Genomic DNA, 17242 nt, shown 5'->3' with positions numbered 1-17242 from the left:
CCTTTTGTGGTTAAATTTCAAATTAGTTTAAACAGCTTTGTTATCTATTTCAAATCGATTAGTTCAAAAACTCAGAAGTGTTGATTTTTACACAATATTCGCTCCCAAGATATAATGGATCACCGTGCTTCTCTGACCAGAAACCATCCAACACATTCTCATTAATACAGCGGTAAACAGCAACTCCTTTATAAAGATGAGAGTCTTCACCTTGGTAATTAAAATTGATAACTAAAATGTCATTTTTAAAAAATCCAGTTCCGTTCTGCTCGTGGTCGCCAATCAGCCACTGTGCAATAATTCGTTTGTTTTCATCGAGAGATAATGTTAATATACCGTGATAACTGATATTTTCACTCGCCTCTTGATTGCTTCCCTGAACAGAATAGTTGCCCACTAAATCCTCTATTGTCATTGATTTATTTTTAAGGATAACAAATGTAGAAACTTTTTATCTTGTTAAGATCAGAAGGTAAACTGTTTGATATTTATTTTTGTTTTAGATTTGCCGTTATGTTGTATGTATTTTTAATAATGAATCTCATCGCTTTCACTATTTTCGGAGTAGATAAATGGAAGGCAACCCAACACAAAAGAAGAATCTCAGAGTTTTCTTTGCTGATTCTCACGTTTTTTGGAGGAACGGTTGGTGCTATTTTAGCCATGATGATTTTCAGACATAAAGTGTCAAAAAAAAGTTTTCTGTGGAAATTTGGAATTATTATTTTAATACAGATTTTTATTATTTTATTTTTTAAATTAAAATATTGAATATTAAAATGTGTTGATACTTTAACATTTTTTAAATACCACATCACCCTTTCACGGCATTATATTTTCTTGGTCATTAGTATATAACACCAAAAATAAAATATTATGTCAAAGAAAATTGCAATTTTAGCAACGCACGGATTTGAAGAAAGCGAATTAAAATCTCCAAAAGAACATTTAGAACAACAGGGTTGGACAACTCATATCGTCAGTCCAAAGTCAGGAACCATCAAAGCTTGGGCAGAAAAAGACTGGGGAAAGGAATATAATGTTGATAAAATTTTAGATGAAGTTTCCGCCTCAGAATATGATGCATTGGTACTTCCGGGCGGAGTTATTAATCCGGATCAGTTAAGAACAAACGAAAAAGCTTTGTCTTTCGTTCAGGATTTTTTCAAACAACATAAACCTGTAGCTGCCATCTGTCACGGTCCACAAATTCTGATCAACGCAGGTGCTGTTGAAGGTAGAAATTTAACTTCGGTCAATTCCATCAGTATTGATCTTAAAAATGCAGGAGCAGTTTGGGAAGACAGTGAAGTGGTTGTAGACAATGGTCTGGTTACAAGTCGTACGCCGGAAGATCTTCCGGCTTTTAATGCTAAAATGGTTGAGGAAATTAATGAAGGGAAGCATGAAGATCAGAATCTTTAATTAATTTGTCCATTAGACTCGTTACAGTCATCGAACCACTTCGTTAGGTTTTGACTTGATGCAAAACGAACCAAAATCAAGACTCGAAGTATTAGCTAAAATTTAAATTAGTATTAGAAGCTTTTTCCCGCTTTCCACTATATCTTTTGTTCCGCTTTGCTGCACAAAAGGATGTCGTTGCAATCGGGGCTAAGATTTTCGTTGTTCTTTAAAATGTTTTTAAAATATCTAAAGAGGACAACAAATACGAAATGGAAAATAAAAGACGTAAAGCTTTGTGTGAATGAAGTTGGTGATGAGTTTTAAATGCAGCGAATATAAAGTCACAAAAACTACTTTAACGTATACTGTTTTGAATTCAGAAATTATTTATACTGGTAAATAATACATTTTAGTAGATAACTTATTAAAAATAAAAATGCCCGAAAAAATTCGGGCATTTGTTTTATAAATATATAATTAAGTTTACTTCAAAGTAAACTTTACCTTAGTTTTAATTGCATCAGAAGAATTCCCGATTTGCGCTTCAAAATCTCCAGGTTCTGCAACCCAGTCGTGCTTTTGAGCATCGAAATAACTTAAAGCAGTTTTATCGATAGTGAAAGTTACCTCTTTTTGTTCACCAGGATTTAAAAATACTTTTTCAAAACCTTTTAATTCTTTTGCAGGGCGCTCAACTGATGATTTTACATCGGTAATGTATAACTGAGCTACTTCTGCACCAGCTTTTTTACCTGTATTTTTTACAGTAACAGTGAATGTGATTTTATCATCCTGATTCATGCTCGTTTTGTCGGCTTTTGCTTTTCCAAACTCGAAAGTGGTATAACTTAAACCATGACCAAAGCTGAACAAAGGTTTGATCTTTTTGGTGTCGTGCCAACGATAACCTACGAATATTCCTTCGTTGTAAGTAATGTTAATCGGGTTCTTCTGATCTTTACCTTTTCCGGCAGCCAATTCTTCTTTGTTTCCAGGATATTCACCCATTGTATGAGCCGAATTGTCTTCAAGCTTTACTGGGAATGTAAACGGTAATTTTCCTGAAGGATTGGCATCACCTGCCAAAATAGAAGCGATAGAGTTTCCTGCTTCAGAACCCAAATACCAACCTTGAACTACAGAAGGTACATCTTTAATCCAAGGCATTGCTACTGCATTTCCTGTAATCAAAACAACGGTAAAGTTCTTGTTAGCTTTTGCTAAAGCTGAAATCACATTATCCTGATTGTAAGGAAGTCCATAACTTTTTCTGTCGTTTCCTTCGCTATCCTGAAAATCGGCTTTGTTTAATCCACCTACGAAAATAACGTAATCAGATTTTTTTGCCAATTCAACAGCTTCGTTCAGCAATACTTCCGGAGAACGCGTGTCTTTCAAATCCTGACCAGATTTTACACCGTTGTATTCTCCACCGATATCTCCTACATAACCTCTTGCATATTGTACGTCTGAATTTTTACCGAATTTAGCCTTAATTCCATCTAAAGGTAACGTTTCATATTTTACTTTTAATGAAGAAGAGCCACCACCAACTGTCATTACTTTGATTGCATTCTCACCAATTACCGCAATTTTCTTTGCCTTATTAATGTCGATTGGTAGTACGTTTTGGTTTTTCAACAAAACAATTCCTTCTTCACCGATTTCTTTTGCTACCGCTTTATGTTCTTCAGAAGCAATGTTTCCAAAAGGTTTTTTGGTGTTCATCGTAGTTTTATACGCTAAACGTAAAAGCCTTGTCACTTTATCGTCAAGCTCTGCAGTACCTACTTTCCCAGATTTAATAAGGTCTAAATATGGTTTTGCTAAATAGTAGTTGTCGTATGCATTTCTTGTTCCTGCAGAAAGACCGTTTGTCCAGCTTCCGAATTCTACATCCAATCCGTTATGAATGGCTTGTTCGGTATTGTTTACTGCACCCCAATCTGAAACCACAACCCCTTTATATTTCCATTCTCCTTTAAGAATATCATTTAAAAGATACTGGTTTTGGCTTGCATACTGATTTTTGTACATATCGTAAGCTCCCATAATCGTCCAGGAATCTCCTTCAGTTACTGCTGCTTTGAAAGGCGGAAGGTAAATTTCATACAAAGTTCTGTCATCAACAATAACGTTGCTTGTATGACGGAACATTTCCTGATTGTTTAGTGCGAAATGCTTTACAGAAGTTGCCACTCCGTTAGATTGTACTCCCTGAATATAAGGAACTACCATTTTAGAAGTTAAGTATGGATCTTCACCCATGTATTCAAAGTTTCTTCCGTTTAAAGGAGTTCTGTAAATGTTTACTCCAGGTCCTAAAAGAATGTCTTTCTTTCTGTATCTTGCTTCTTCACCCAATGCTTTACCATAGTTCCAAGACATTTTCTTGTTCCATGTTGCTGATAAAGCGGTTAAAGCAGGGTAAGCGATAATGGAGTCATTCGTCCATCCGGCTTGGTCCCATTCATCCCACATTACTTCGGGGCGAACTCCGTGTGGACCATCGGTTGTCCAAAATTCAGGGATTCCTAATCTTGGAACACCAGGAGAACTGAATTTTGACTGTGCGTGAAGCATTGCTATTTTTTCTTCCAGGGTCATTCTGGAAAGTGCGTCCTGAATTCGCTGTTCAACAGGTTTAGATTCGTCTAAATAAACAGGAGTCGTATTGTTTTGAGCCATTGCAGAGGCAGATATTAACGTAAACAAACTTAGAAGTACAGTTTTCTTCAACATAAAAAACTTTTTATTGATTGTTTACAAAAATAGGTAAAATATTTATTATCTCAAATTGAGAAAATGTGTTTTTTGAGAAATGATTAATTTTAACTAACAGTTTATAAAATTCGGAGGTTTTGAAAGTTTATTACTTGTGTTAAATTCGAGCCAGAAGAGTATTAAGTTGTTAAGATTGATTAAGAAACATCAAAGATATTTTTTAGAAAGCACAATGTTTGGGCTTTATTTTGACTAATTAAATTTCTATCATTTTTCTGAGTACTTCAAAATAAAAAAATACCGCTCCGGAGGCAAAGGTTTTTCCGAAGCGGCATCGCATATAATAATAGAATTTTTTTGTAGGAATAGGAAATCTGAACTACCCCGTCTTTTTGCTGGTGCAAAAATCCACCCCTTCAGGGAAGGGGAATTTAACCATCAACTGACAACTATCAACTAATAGCTCCATTAATTCCAGCCTTTCACAGCACCGCCTTTGAAGATCTCTTTGGCTTTATCTTCAACTTCTTTCGACTGATAAGCTTTCAGGAAATTTTTCACTTTATCTGTATTTTTATTGTCTTCTCTTGAAACCACAACATTCATGTAAGGAGAATCTTTATCTTCTTTGAAAATTCCATTTTTATCGGCATCCAATCCGGCTTGAGCAGCAAAATTATTGTTGATGATGGCAATGACAACTTCTTTATCATCTAAAACTCGTGGCAATTGTGGCGCTTCTATTTCAAGAATTTTCAATTGTTTAGGGTTTTCAGTAATATCAGTTACTTTGGGCAATAAACCAATCCCATTTTTTAATTTTAATAATCCGTTTTTTTGTAAAAGTAGGAGAGAACGACCGCCGTTTGTAGGGTCATTTGGAAGGACAATCGTACTTCCATTTTGAAGTTCACTAATATTTTTAATCTTTTTTGAATACGCCACAATCGGATAAACAAAAGTATTTCCAATTACGGCTAATTTATAACCGCGCTGTTTCGACTGCTCGTTAAGATAAGGAACATGCTGAAAAGCATTTGCATCAATATCTCCATTATTCAAAGCTTCGTTAGGAATGACGTAATCGTTGAAAGAAACGAGTTCTACTTCCAAATTATATTTTTCTTTAGCTACTTTTTTAGCGGTTTCGGCAATTTCTTGCTCAGGTCCGGAAGTGATCCCTATTTTGATGAAATTTGGGTCATCTTTTTTAGGAGAATTACACGCTCCGAATAACAACAAACCCGCTGTTAATCCTAAAATTTTTATTTTTTTCATTGTAAATTATTTTTTATTTTTTTAAGTTGGATGTTGGATGATGGAAGTTGGATGTTTATTCAGTAATACCGTAGGATTAGAGATTGTATGATTAAAAATTTTGTTAATCGACTTTTCATTCTCCATACCGCTAAAACTCTCCAATACTCTAACACTCAAACTCACCTATGGTCAAATCTCTTCGCCAATCGATCACCTGAAAACTGAATGATAAATACCAAAGCGACCAACAAGCCAAGAACAAGATTCATGATTAATGCATCATAACCGATATATCCGTATTGATATCCTATTTGTCCCAATCCACCGGCTCCGACAGCGCCACCCATTGCAGAATATCCTACAAGAGTTATTAAAGTAATTGTTGCATTATTGATGAGCGATGGTAAAGCTTCGGGTAACAAAACTTTTTTAATAATCTGAAACGGAGTTGCCCCTAAAGCTCTTGCAGTTTCAATTAAACCATTCGGAATTTCCAAAAGACTGTTTTCAACCAATCTTGCAATAAATGGTGCTGCTCCAATGCTTAAAGGAACGAGTGCAGCGTTCATTCCGATAGAGGTTCCTACCAAAGCTCTTGTGAAAGGGATCATCCAGACGATCAAAATAATAAAAGGGAGCGACCTGAAAATATTTACTAAAATTGACAGAATTCTGTTATAAATTGTGTTTTCTAAAAGCTGTCCTTTTCGGGTTACAAAAAGCAGAACTCCAACAGGAAGACCCAAAACAAAACCGAAAAATCCTGAAACAAATGTCATATAAACCGTTTCCCAAATTCCTTTTGATAGAAGCGAAATTACCGTATTACTAAGCATAACCTTTTACTGTATTTTGAATGTTATTCTGATTAAAATAATAAATCGCTTTTTGGTTTTCATCAGCTTCTCCCTGTAACTGCAAAAGAAGTTTTCCGAAATTGGAATCTCCCAAATATTCTACATCCGCTTTCAGAAGTTTGTACGGAATTTTATATTGATCGTAGATCACAGAAAGCAGCTTTTCTACGCTGATACTTTCGTTCAGTTCGATTTCAACCAACGGAAACAAACCATCTTTTGGCTCTTTCTGTAGTTTTTTGTTGAGTTCTTGCGGTATGGTCATAACACCTGAGTTTAAAAATTGTTTGATGATAGGATTTTCTTTGTTGGAGATAATTTCACTCAAAGTTCCTTTTGATATTAATTGTCCTTTATCGATGACAGCAACGTGATTGCAAACGGTTTTAATAACATCCATTTCGTGGGTAATCAGTAAAATAGTGATTCCTAGGCGATTATTAATGTCTCTCAATAATTCTAAAATAGATTGCGTTGTTGCCGGATCGAGCGCGCTTGTCGCTTCATCACAGAGCAGGAGATAAGGATCATTGGCTAAAGCCCTTGCAATCGCAACTCTTTGTTTTTGCCCACCTGAAAGACTTTTTGGATAATCATGGGCTTTATCCTCAAGAGCTACAATCTTTAAAAGTTCATTTACTTTTTCTCTGATCTCATCTTTACTTAAATTGTCCAATTCAAGCGGAAGTGCAATGTTTTCAAAAACTGTTCGTGATGAAAGAAGGTTAAAATGCTGAAAAATCATTCCGATTTTTTTCCTTTCGTGGGCTAACTGTTTGGAATTTAATTTTGTAAAATCTTTCCCGTTAATAATAATTTGTCCTTCATCAGGTCTTTCCAATAAATTAACGGTTCGGATTAAAGTACTTTTTCCGGCTCCCGAAAAACCGATAATTCCTACAATATCACCCTTTTCAATAGTTAAATTGATATTATGTAAAGCTTTAAAAGCTTGTTTTTTCTGATGAAATGTTTTTGAAATATTCTTTATTTCTATCATTTTTTCTCTGTAATTTTTAATAAAAAAAGGCTCTACAACGTGGTAAAGCCTTTAAAAATATGTTATAATAAAAGTAAGGTCAGCCACTAAAATTTTCACACAAAGGCATACAGCAATACATCATCATATAATTGATGTTTATCTTCGACATAAAATTGCAGGTGAATTTTGATTTCATTTCCATTTCCTAACTTGAATACGATTGCAAATATAAAACATATATTTTTATTAGTCCACTAAAGTAATAGACTTTTTTAAATTTTAATTTTAAATATGTGTTTAAGTGATTGTAAATCAGTGTTTTATTTTTGTGTTTTAATTTGGTTAGATTGAAAAATGTTTTAATTCTTAGAATAATCTTATTTTAGCCCTCATGAAAATTCAGATCATCAGCGATTTGCATCAGGAATTCGGACTATCTGATTTATCTTTTGATAGAGCAGATGTTGTTGTATTGGCGGGAGACATTAATTTAGGGACAAAAGGAATTGAGTGGATCAAAACTAAAATTCCTGATAAACCGGTGATTTATGTGTTAGGAAATCATGAATATTACAAAGGTGCTTACCCGAAAACTTTAAATAAAATAAAAGAAGCCTCAAAAAACTCCAATGTAAAGGTATTGGAAGATTCTTACGTTGACATTGAAAATATTAGATTTCACGGTGCTACTTTGTGGACAGATTTTTCGTTATTTGGAAGTCCGATGGCTTATGGAAGCCTTTGTCAGACTCAAATGAATGATTATAAAATGATCAGAAGAGATCCTTCTTATTCAAAAATGCGAAGTATTGATACCTTTAAGATTCATCAGTTTTCAAGACAATGGCTCAAAGAATGTCTGGAAAATTCACAAGGATTAAAAAACATTGTGGTTACGCATCACGCTCCAAGTTTACAATCGGTTCCTGAGCATTTTAAGAAAGATCCGGTGACTTCGGCTTATGCTTCGAATCTTGAAGATTTTATTTCAGAATATCAACCTCTTTACTGGGTTCACGGTCATATTCATACTCCTTCGAGATATAAAATAGGAGAAACAGAAATTATCTGCAATCCGCACGGTTATATTACTGAAAAGTATAATGGCTACGATAAAGAATTAATTATCGAAGTTTAATTTAAACTTTCCTTAATTCCACAACATCCATCCTTAATTCTGTAACAGCATTTTTCATCAATGAAGGATATTTGTAAAATATTCAAAATTATGAAAGGGAAAATATTAATTGTTGGCGGTTACGGTGTAGTGGGAAGCTTTATTGCAGAATGTTTAATGAAAATGTATCCGCATCAGGTTATTATTGCAGGGAGAAGTTTTTCGAAAGCTCAGGCAAAAGCTGAGGAGTTTCAAAATAAAGTTATTCCACAGCAGTTGGATATCAATAATTTGAAAGATTTTTCAGTTTTAAATGAAGTAGAGTTGGTTATTATGTGTTTAGATCAACAGAATACTGATTTTGTTGAGTATTGTATTTCAAAAGGAATTTCATACATTGATATTTCCGCAGATTACCAGAATTTACAGGAAATTGAAAAGTTGCATTGTTTAGCAGAGCAAAATAATTCAACGGTAGTTTTAAGTGTAGGCTTAGCTCCCGGAATTACCAATCTTTTAGCACAATATGTCGTTTCCCAAATGCAAAATGTAGAATCAATTGATATATTTGTTCTTTTAGGTTTAGGTGAAAAACATGGTGATCATGCCTATCGATGGACATTTGATAATGTAGATTCCAATTATACACTGAAAATACATGATGAGGAGAAAACCCTAAAAAGTTTTACCCAGCCTCTGAAAACCAATCTTTCAGGAAGCAGAAATTTTTATCTTTTTAATTTTTCAGATCAACACGTTTTGCTCAATACTTTGGATGTTCCGAAAGTGCAGACCAGAATGGCTTTTGATGTAGAATGGTTTACAGAGCTTACAGCATTTCTCAGAAAATTAGGGATTACCAGACTTTTTAGAAATAAAAAAGTTCAGGATCTTGCAATTCAGAGTTTTAAAAATTTTCCGATGGGAACAGATGTTTTCGGAGTAAAAGTCATAGGTAAAAACAAAAATGGAAACTCAAAAGGGGTAAGCGTTACAGGAAATAATGAAGGTAGAATTACAGCATCCGTTGCTGCAGAAATTGCAATTTTAATTCTTAATGAAAATCTTCCAAAAGGTGTTTTTCACAGCCATCAATTGGTGAAAGATATTCCGGTGTTTTTAAATAAGCTTAAAAACTATGATTCTGGTTTTCAATTAAACTTATGAAAAATAGAAAATTTTAATCGTTAATTTTGCTGAAATTTCTTCTACATGCAACGAAAATCAAATTCTGGATCAAAAAATTTTATCTCGCTTTTCACCTTTGAGGAGCTTCTTCAGGAGGTAGAATTCGATTTACGAATAAAAGAATTCGTGGTCATGGAAATCGAGACTGTAAATCACGCGGTAGAACTTAATAAGCCTTTCCGCTCAGATTATTTTGCTATTTTTTTGATTCAAAAAGGAAACATTGGTTTTAGATTAGAAAATACCAGTTACGAAGCGAAAAAAGGAGATATCATCTTTTCTCCTATTTCAGAAACCGTGTGTATTGAGAAGGTTTCGGATGATTATAAGGCAAAATATATTTTCTTTTCTCACAATTTTATTTCAGAAGCTGGTTTCAATTATAAATCAAACGATGTTCTGAAAAGTCTTTCTTCGGATCCAATCCATGTTATTCGAAACGAACAGGATGTATATCGAAGATTAAACTTTCATCTGGATGAATTAAAGGTTTTAAACGACACAGAAAAAGAGAATTATTATTTCAATGAAATGATTTGGCATCACTTTTCTCTGGTCATTTACGAGATCGACAATTATTTTAAAAAAATCGACAGACAAAAGCCTGTTACTTATCGCGAAGATGATATTACGACGAGCTTTTTCATTCTTGTCCGCGAACATTTCAAAGAACAGCATAATGTGCAATTTTATGCTGATCAGCTTTTTATCAGCCGAAAATATTTAACAAAAGTCATCAATAAAACGATGTATAAATCTCCCAGAGATATTATTCATCAGGTTTTAGCTGTAGAAGCGAGAATGTTGCTTCGGAATTCTAATTCCAATGTCAATGAAGTTGCTTCACAATTGAAATTTTCTGACCAGGCTTCTTTCAGTAAATTTTTTAAAAAACACGTTGGAAAATCTCCGTTAGAATATAAAGGAAGTGATTTATATTAAGGTTTAATTTTTAAGATGTCTTTTCGGAAAATTAATACCATTTCTTTCATTAACTTACTGTCTGATTATGAGCGCTCTATTTTATCTATTACTCATATTAAAGATAACTATTGCTAAAATTTTATTCTTAAAAATTTTGTTTTAAGAAAATAAATTGTAGATGTCTTTTTGACAAATTAAGTCGTTTTTTGAATATCTTCCTTCGCTTTTTTTTGGACGAATTTTGCACTGAAAATTTAATTGAAAATTGTTATGCAAAGATTCTCTATTCAGAAATCATCTATGCTTGGCGTGGCTTTATTGGTCTTGGTCGGGTGTAAAAAAGATAATCAGGGGCAGGCTTATCAGCAACAAGCTCCACAACTTCCGGTAGAAACAGTAAAACAGGGAAATGCTTCCGTAGAAAATGAGTACGCTGCTTCTGTAGAAGGTATTTCCAATGTGGAAATCAGACCACAGGTTACAGGATATTTAAGCAAAATTTTTGTGGATGAAGGCGATTATGTGAGAGCCGGACAACCTTTGTTTAAAATTGAAGACCAGATTTTCCGTGAGCAGTTGAAGTCGGCTCAGGCGACTTTGATTTCGGCTCAGGCAGGTCTTGCCAATTCTAAAATTGATTTGGAAAGAAAAAAGGAATTGTTGAAAAACAAAATGGTTTCAGATATTCAGGTAAGAGAAGCGGAGGCAAATTATAACTCAGCGAGAGGTTCGGTAAGTCAGGCAACTGCAACCATCGAATCAGCAAAAATTAACCTTAATTTCTCTACCATCAAAGCTCCGGTTAGCGGATATATCGGGAGATTCAATTACCGTTTGGGAAGTCTTTTGACGCCATCCAATCAGGCGGCGATTACTTTATTGTCAGATATTCATCAGGTTTATACGTATTTCAGTTTAAGCGAAAATGATTTTAATAATTTCCAGAAACAAAATCCGGGAGGCAATATTGATGAGGTTTTAAAGAACACGCCAGCAGTTTCTCTATTACTTTCAGGCGGAGAAAAATTTTCTGAAGTCGGAAAAATAGATGCCGTTGAAGGTCAGTTTAATAAAACAACCGGAGCCATCACTTTAAGAGCGAAATTCAACAATCCAAATAATATTTTGAGAAGCGGAAATACCGGAAAAATTTTGATGAAACAGGATTATTCAAACGTTGTTTTATTACCGATTGCTTCTACACGTGCGATTCAGGATAAGACTTTTGTATTCACGATTAAAGACGGAAAAGCGGTTATGCTGCCTCTCGAAATCAGCGGAAAAGCGGGTGATAATTTCATTGTTTCTAAAGGTCTGAAAGCAGGCGACCAATACATCGTGACAGGTTTCGACAGATTACAGCCTGGAACACCTGTAGTTGCTCAAAAGCAAAATTCTCAAAAGCAAAAATCGTAAGACAAAAATTATGTTAAAGACAATTATAAAAAGACCCGTTCTGGCGACGGTTATCTCCGTATTGCTTGTAATTTTGGGGATTGTCGGTATGACGAGTCTGCCGATTACAAAATTTCCGGACATTGCACCACCAACAGTAATGGTGACTGCAGCGTATCCCGGAGCCAATGCCGAAACCATCGCAAGGTCAGTTGCGCCACCTTTGGAAAACGCCATCAATGGGGTAGAAAATATGGATTACATTACTTCTACAGCGAGTAATGATGGTTCATTATCGATTACAGTAATTTTTAAATTAGGAACCGACCCAGACCAAGCGGCGATTAACGTTCAAAACCGTGTTGCACAAGTAACGAATCAGCTCCCTTCCGAAGTAGTTCAGGCGGGAATTACGACGGTAAAAAGACAGAACAGTATGATTGCAATGGTTTCATTGACCAGTAAAAACGGGACAATGGACGACCTTTTCCTTGAAAATTATGCTAAAATCAACATCGTTCCGGAACTTAAAAGAGTAAAAGGAGTTGGTGACGCAATGGTTTATGGAAACAAAGATTACTCGATGAGGGTTTGGCTTGACCCGAATAAACTGACTTCATATAATCTAACCCCGGCTGAAGTTTCAAGAGCGATTCAGTCGCAGAACTTGGAAGCTGCGCCGGGAAGATTCGGGGAGAGAACTAAAGAAGTGATGGAATATGTTCTTCGTTATAAAGGAAAATTTACCGAGCCTCAACAATACGAAAACATTACGATTAAAGCTTTGAGCGACGGTTCTGTTTTAAAATTAAAAGACGTTGCGAAAGTAGAATTTGGTGCATATAGCTATAATGTCGCTTCGAAATATAATAAGAAACCATCTGTAACGATGGCGATTTTCCAGATGGCGGGTTCTAATGCGAATGAAGTTCAGATTGCACTTCAGGAAAGAATGAAAGAACTTGAAAAATCCTTCCCAGACGGAATGGCTTACGAAATTCCGTATGCAACAAAAGATGCGCTTGACCAATCTATTGACCAGGTAATTCACACGTTGATTGAAGCGTTTATCCTTGTGTTCATAGTGGTTTATATCTTCTTACAGGATTTCCGTTCGACTTTGATTCCGGCAATTGCGGTTCCGGTTTCGATTGTGGGAACGTTTTTCTTTATGAATATTTTCGGATTTTCGATTAATATTTTAACGCTTTTCGCTTTGGTTTTAGCCATAGGAATTGTGGTGGATGATGCAATTGTCGTTGTGGAAGCTGTTCATGCCAAAATGGAACATAAAAAACTCAACGCAAGAGCAGCAACAATGTCTGCGATGAGCGAAATCACGGGAGCGATTGTTTCGATTACTTTGATTATGTCTGCGGTTTTCGTTCCTGTGGCGTTCATGAGCGGTTCTACAGGGTTGTTTTATCAGCAGTTTGCTTTGACTTTAGCGATTGCGATTGTAATTTCTGCGATTAATGCATTGACATTGAGTCCGGCTTTGTGTGCTTTGTTTTTAAAACAACATCACGCCGATTCTCACGAAAAAATGAGCTTCAAAGAGCGTTTCTTCGCCGGATTTAATGCAAGTTTCAACAAATTGACTTTCCGATACGGAAAAGCAGTTTTATTCTTATTAAAAAGAAAATGGATTGCAGGAATCATTGTTTTGGTTTTCGGAGGATTGTTTGTGTGGATGTCGATGACTACTCCAAAAGGATTTATTCCCGATGAAGACCAGAGTTTCATTATCGTTACAGCAAATTTGGCTCCAGGCGCTTCAAAAGACAGAACTTCAAAAGTGGTTTCTGATACAGAAGATATTTTAATGAAAAATCCTGCGGTTGACAAAGTGATTTCTGTGGACGGACTGAATCTTTTCAGTGGTTCGATGTCGTCTTCAGCAGCGTCGATTTTCGTTAAATTAAAAGAAGGAGGAAAAAGAGGACAGGTCAATAGCATCAATGATATTATCGGACAGGTTCAGGGAACACTTTCTCAAGATAAAAGAGCCAATTTCTTGGTAATTAATACGCCAACCGTTGACGGATTTGGTAACACCAGCGGAATGGAACTCGTTCTTCAGGATAGAACTAACGGCGAACTTCAAAACCTTGGAAATATCTCTTACGGAATGATGGGAGCGCTGATGCAAAGACCGGAAGTTGCTTTAGCTTACACAACTTTCGATGTTTCTTATCCTCAGTTTGAAGTGGTAGTTGACGAAGTGAAAGCCGCACAATTAGGAGTAAGTGTTTCTGATGTTTTAAGCGTGATGCAGGGTTATTATGGAAGTATACAGTCTTCAGATTTTAACAGATTCGGGAAATATTACAGAGTTTTGGTACAATCTACTCCGGAAACGAGACAAGACAAAGCATCATTAAACGGAATTTTCGTTAAAAACAGTTCCGGCGAAATGGTTCCTGTGAATACTTTGGTGACTTTAAAACAAGTTACAGGAGCGGAAGTGGTTGACCGTTTCAACTTATTTAATTCATCAAATCTTACGGTAATGGCAGCTCCGGGATATTCTTCAGGTCAGGCAATGGCAGCAATTGAAGAAGTCGGAAAACAGGTTCTTCCTCCGGGTTACACCTACGATTACAAAGGTATGAGCCGTGAAGAAGCCAATTCTAGCTCGCAATCGGTAATGATTTTTGGGTTGTGTATCGTGTTTGTATTCTTCCTTTTATCAGCGCAATATGAAAGTTATATTCTTCCTTTTGCAGTATTGATCGCTATTCCGGTTGGTTTATCTGGTGTATTTGTCGGAATTACTTTTGCGGAATTATCCAATAATATTTATGTTCAAATCGCAATGGTAATGTTGATTGGACTATTAGCTAAAAACGGAATTCTAATCGTGGAATTTGCCATTCAAAGAAGAAGAGCTGGGAAAAGTTTAATTGCTTCAGCAGTGGAAGGCGCAAAAGCCCGTTTCCGCCCGATCCTGATGACTTCTTTGGCGTTTATCGCAGGGTTAATTCCTTTGATTTTCGTAGTAGGCCCGTCTGCAATGGGAAATCTTTCTATTGGTTATGCAGCGATTTCGGGGATGTTATTCGGAACCATTTTAGGGGTTTTCGTAGTTCCGGTTTTGTTTGTGGTTTTCCAGGCTTTACACGAGAAAATCAATGGAAAAGTAATCACAGACGCCGATTGGGAATATTAATTCAAATGATTTTTTTAAAATGAATTCAATTAAAAATATAGCATATATCGCATTAATCTCGGGAACAGCAATCGCCTGTAAAGTTCAGAAATATGAACAACCCGAAATCCAAATGCCTGAAGCTTTCAGAAATGATAGTATCGCAACCGATAACAACGAAAATATTGCTAAAATCAGTTATAAAGATTTCTTCAAAGACCCAGTTTTGGTGAGCTTAATTGATAAAGCAATAACTCAGAATAATGATTTGCAGGTTGCTTTGAAACAAATCGAATTTGCGTCTTTAGCTTATAATCAAAGTAAATGGGGAAATGTTCCGACGGTGAGCGCAACAATTGCCAATGCAAGTGTGAATCGACCTTCCGACAACAGTATGAACGGAATGATGGCGGGACAATTTATGGGAAGTCGGTATATGCAGGATTATACCACTTCCATCAATATTTCTTGGGAAGCGGATATTTGGGGTAAAATAAAAGGTAGAAAAGAGCAAGCTTTATCAGATTATCTCAAAACTCAGGAAGCAGCAAAAGCGGTAAAAACACAATTGGTAGCAACTGTTGTTCAGGGCTATTATAATTTGTTGATGCTCGATACTCAGCTTGAAATTACAAAATCAAACCTGACTTATTCTGATAACACTTTGAAGTTTTTAGAGAAACAGCAGGAAGTTGGTTTGACAACAGCTTTGGCGGTTCAGCAACAGGAAATCGTGAAAGACCAGATCTTAAAATCAATTCCAGCTATTGAAAGTTCGATTGCAATTCAGGAAAATGCGTTGAGCATTCTTATAGGTTCGATGCCCGATAAAATCGAGAGAAGCGCAAGTCTGAATAATGTGCAGTCTCCTGATAATATCGCAACAGGAATTCCTTCCGAACTGCTGAGTTACAGACCCGATATCAAAAGCGCAGAATACGAGGTGAGAAAAAGTGTTTCCGCAATCAATGTTGCAAAAGCGAATATGTATCCGTCTTTCAACATCACGGCTCAAGGTGGTTTAAATGCTTTTAAAGCAAGTAATTGGTTTAATATTCCGGGTTCACTTTTCGGTTCTGTATTGGGAACTTTAGCGCAACCTGTTTTAAATGGAAAACAATTGAAAACCCAGTTCGAACAATCGAAAATCGTTTCTGAGCAGGCTGAAATTAATTTTAAACAATCGGTTTTAAAAGCGGTTGGCGAAGTTTCTGATGCATTGGTTCAAATTCAAAAACTGGAAGAACAACAGAAAATTGTGGAGGGCTTGGTGAGAAAATCCACTGAGGCAGTTCATAAAGCTGATGTTTTATTTAAATATAATTCAGCGACTTATATTGAAGTGATTTTGGCTCAGACCAACAAATTACAGGCAGAGCTCGATTTAGCTTCGTTAAAAGCTCAGCGATTGAATGCGATTACTACGCTCTATCGCTCTGTTGGTGGTGGATGGCAATAAAGTAAAATGAAACCTGCTTCGTCTATGGAGGTAGCAGGTTTTTAAACCCAACTAATTATGGAGAATACAAACATCAACAGCGGAATTATTTTGATTCCCGACTTCAGTGGATTTACTGAATTTGTGTTCAATACAAAACTTTATACCGGTGAATATATTGTAAAACAACTACTTTCTATTTTGATTGATGTAAACAATCAGTATTTTGATATTTCGGAAATTGAAGGCGACGCGATTTTATTTTATCGCTACGACAACCAACCTTCGTATAAAAAGATTTCAGGAATGCTAAGAAATATGAGAAAGGCTTTCAATATGAAAATTCAGGAACTAAGCGAAATGTTGAATACCACCATCGAATTATCATTAAAATTTATTGTTCATTACGGAAAGTTTTCACAATACAACATCGGAAGTTTCAGAAAACTATACGGAAAACCCATCGTAGAAGCTCATCAAATGCTGAAGAATGACTTTGCCGAGCAACCTTCTTATGCCTTGTACAGTCATTCTTTTCTGGAAAATTCTCAGAATAAAGAATATGTTTTAAACGAAGATGAAATGTATGTTTCAGATGTTGGTGCGATTCAATATTTTGGAAATATAGATTAGCAAATTTATTATTAATTCCTTGTTATTTGCTTTTGTTAATGGACGGAGAAATTCGAGCGTTTTTAATTTCTAGAATGTCATTCTGAGCGAAATGAAATGGAGTGAAGAATCTCGTTATTTATTTAAGAGATTCTTCCTTCGTCAGAATGACAAAATCTTAAAGTTA

The 17242-nt window shown here is 35.5% G+C and carries 14 protein-coding genes; 9 read left to right on the top strand and 5 right to left on the bottom strand.

All coding sequences use genetic code 11. The annotated features are described in order from the left end of the window. Positions 1-58 precede the first annotated feature (58 nt). Positions 59-415 (bottom strand): hypothetical protein, encoded by a 357-nt coding sequence (locus AB671_RS03265; RefSeq protein WP_066677710.1) that lies wholly within the window; start codon positions 413-415, stop codon positions 59-61. A gap of 98 nt (positions 416-513) precedes the next feature. On the opposite strand from AB671_RS03265, the gene AB671_RS03260 reads away from it, so the two are divergent. Then, complete coding sequence (locus tag AB671_RS03260; protein WP_066677709.1) at positions 514-771, top strand: DUF1294 domain-containing protein; 258 nt, start codon at positions 514-516, stop codon at positions 769-771. Positions 772-876: 105 nt separating this feature from the next. After that, on the top strand, positions 877-1425 hold the full coding sequence (locus tag AB671_RS03255; RefSeq protein ID WP_066677708.1) for a type 1 glutamine amidotransferase domain-containing protein: 549 nt from the start codon (positions 877-879) through the stop codon (positions 1423-1425). Between the two features lie 465 nt (positions 1426-1890). On the opposite strand, the gene AB671_RS03250 is transcribed toward AB671_RS03255, so the two are convergent. From AB671_RS03250 to AB671_RS03235, 4 genes are all read right to left on the bottom strand, one after another. Then, on the bottom strand, positions 1891-4149 hold the full coding sequence (locus AB671_RS03250) for a glycoside hydrolase family 3 C-terminal domain-containing protein (protein ID WP_066677706.1): 2259 nt from the start codon (positions 4147-4149) through the stop codon (positions 1891-1893). Between the two features lie 450 nt (positions 4150-4599). Beyond that, positions 4600-5409 carry a methionine ABC transporter substrate-binding lipoprotein MetQ gene (gene metQ / locus AB671_RS03245; protein ID WP_066677704.1) on the bottom strand — a complete coding sequence of 270 codons (810 nt, stop codon included), beginning with the start codon at positions 5407-5409 and terminating at the stop codon, positions 4600-4602. A 161-nt stretch (positions 5410-5570) separates the two neighbouring features. Continuing rightward, entirely contained in the window at positions 5571-6227 is a 657-nt protein-coding gene (gene metI, locus AB671_RS03240) for a methionine ABC transporter permease MetI (protein WP_066677702.1), read from the bottom strand. Further along, positions 6220-7248 (bottom strand): methionine ABC transporter ATP-binding protein, encoded by a 1029-nt coding sequence (locus tag AB671_RS03235; RefSeq protein ID WP_066677700.1) that lies wholly within the window; start codon positions 7246-7248, stop codon positions 6220-6222. The genes metI and AB671_RS03235 overlap by 8 nt, the downstream gene beginning before the upstream one ends. A 373-nt stretch (positions 7249-7621) precedes the next feature. Between AB671_RS03235 and AB671_RS03230 the strand changes: the two genes are divergently transcribed. The 7 genes from AB671_RS03230 (at position 7622) to AB671_RS03200 (ending at position 17076) form a co-directional block, all read left to right on the top strand. Continuing rightward, positions 7622-8368 (top strand): metallophosphoesterase, encoded by a 747-nt coding sequence (locus AB671_RS03230; protein WP_066677698.1) that lies wholly within the window; start codon positions 7622-7624, stop codon positions 8366-8368. Positions 8369-8458: 90 nt separating this feature from the next. Further along, positions 8459-9514 carry a saccharopine dehydrogenase family protein gene (locus AB671_RS03225; RefSeq protein WP_066677696.1) on the top strand — a complete coding sequence of 352 codons (1056 nt, stop codon included), beginning with the start codon at positions 8459-8461 and terminating at the stop codon, positions 9512-9514. A gap of 45 nt (positions 9515-9559) precedes the next feature. Continuing rightward, entirely contained in the window at positions 9560-10477 is a 918-nt protein-coding gene (locus tag AB671_RS03220; protein ID WP_066677694.1) for a helix-turn-helix domain-containing protein, read from the top strand. 252 nt (positions 10478-10729) lie between these two features. Further along, positions 10730-11875 carry an efflux RND transporter periplasmic adaptor subunit gene (locus AB671_RS03215; protein WP_066677692.1) on the top strand — a complete coding sequence of 382 codons (1146 nt, stop codon included), beginning with the start codon at positions 10730-10732 and terminating at the stop codon, positions 11873-11875. A gap of 10 nt (positions 11876-11885) precedes the next feature. Continuing rightward, positions 11886-15026 (top strand): efflux RND transporter permease subunit, encoded by a 3141-nt coding sequence (locus tag AB671_RS03210; protein ID WP_066677716.1) that lies wholly within the window; start codon positions 11886-11888, stop codon positions 15024-15026. 19 nt (positions 15027-15045) lie between these two features. After that, positions 15046-16464: an efflux transporter outer membrane subunit gene (locus AB671_RS03205; protein WP_066677690.1), complete on the top strand. Its 1419-nt coding sequence runs from the start codon at positions 15046-15048 to the stop codon at positions 16462-16464. A 57-nt stretch (positions 16465-16521) separates the two neighbouring features. Then, complete coding sequence (locus AB671_RS03200; protein WP_066677688.1) at positions 16522-17076, top strand: DUF2652 domain-containing protein; 555 nt, start codon at positions 16522-16524, stop codon at positions 17074-17076. Positions 17077-17242 lie beyond the last annotated feature (166 nt).

It is taken from the genome of Chryseobacterium sp. BGARF1 (genome assembly GCF_001677955.1).
Taxonomy (GTDB): domain Bacteria; phylum Bacteroidota; class Bacteroidia; order Flavobacteriales; family Weeksellaceae; genus Chryseobacterium.
Note: the sequence above shows the minus strand (reverse complement) of the source record. Positions and strands in the feature narration are given on the sequence as shown.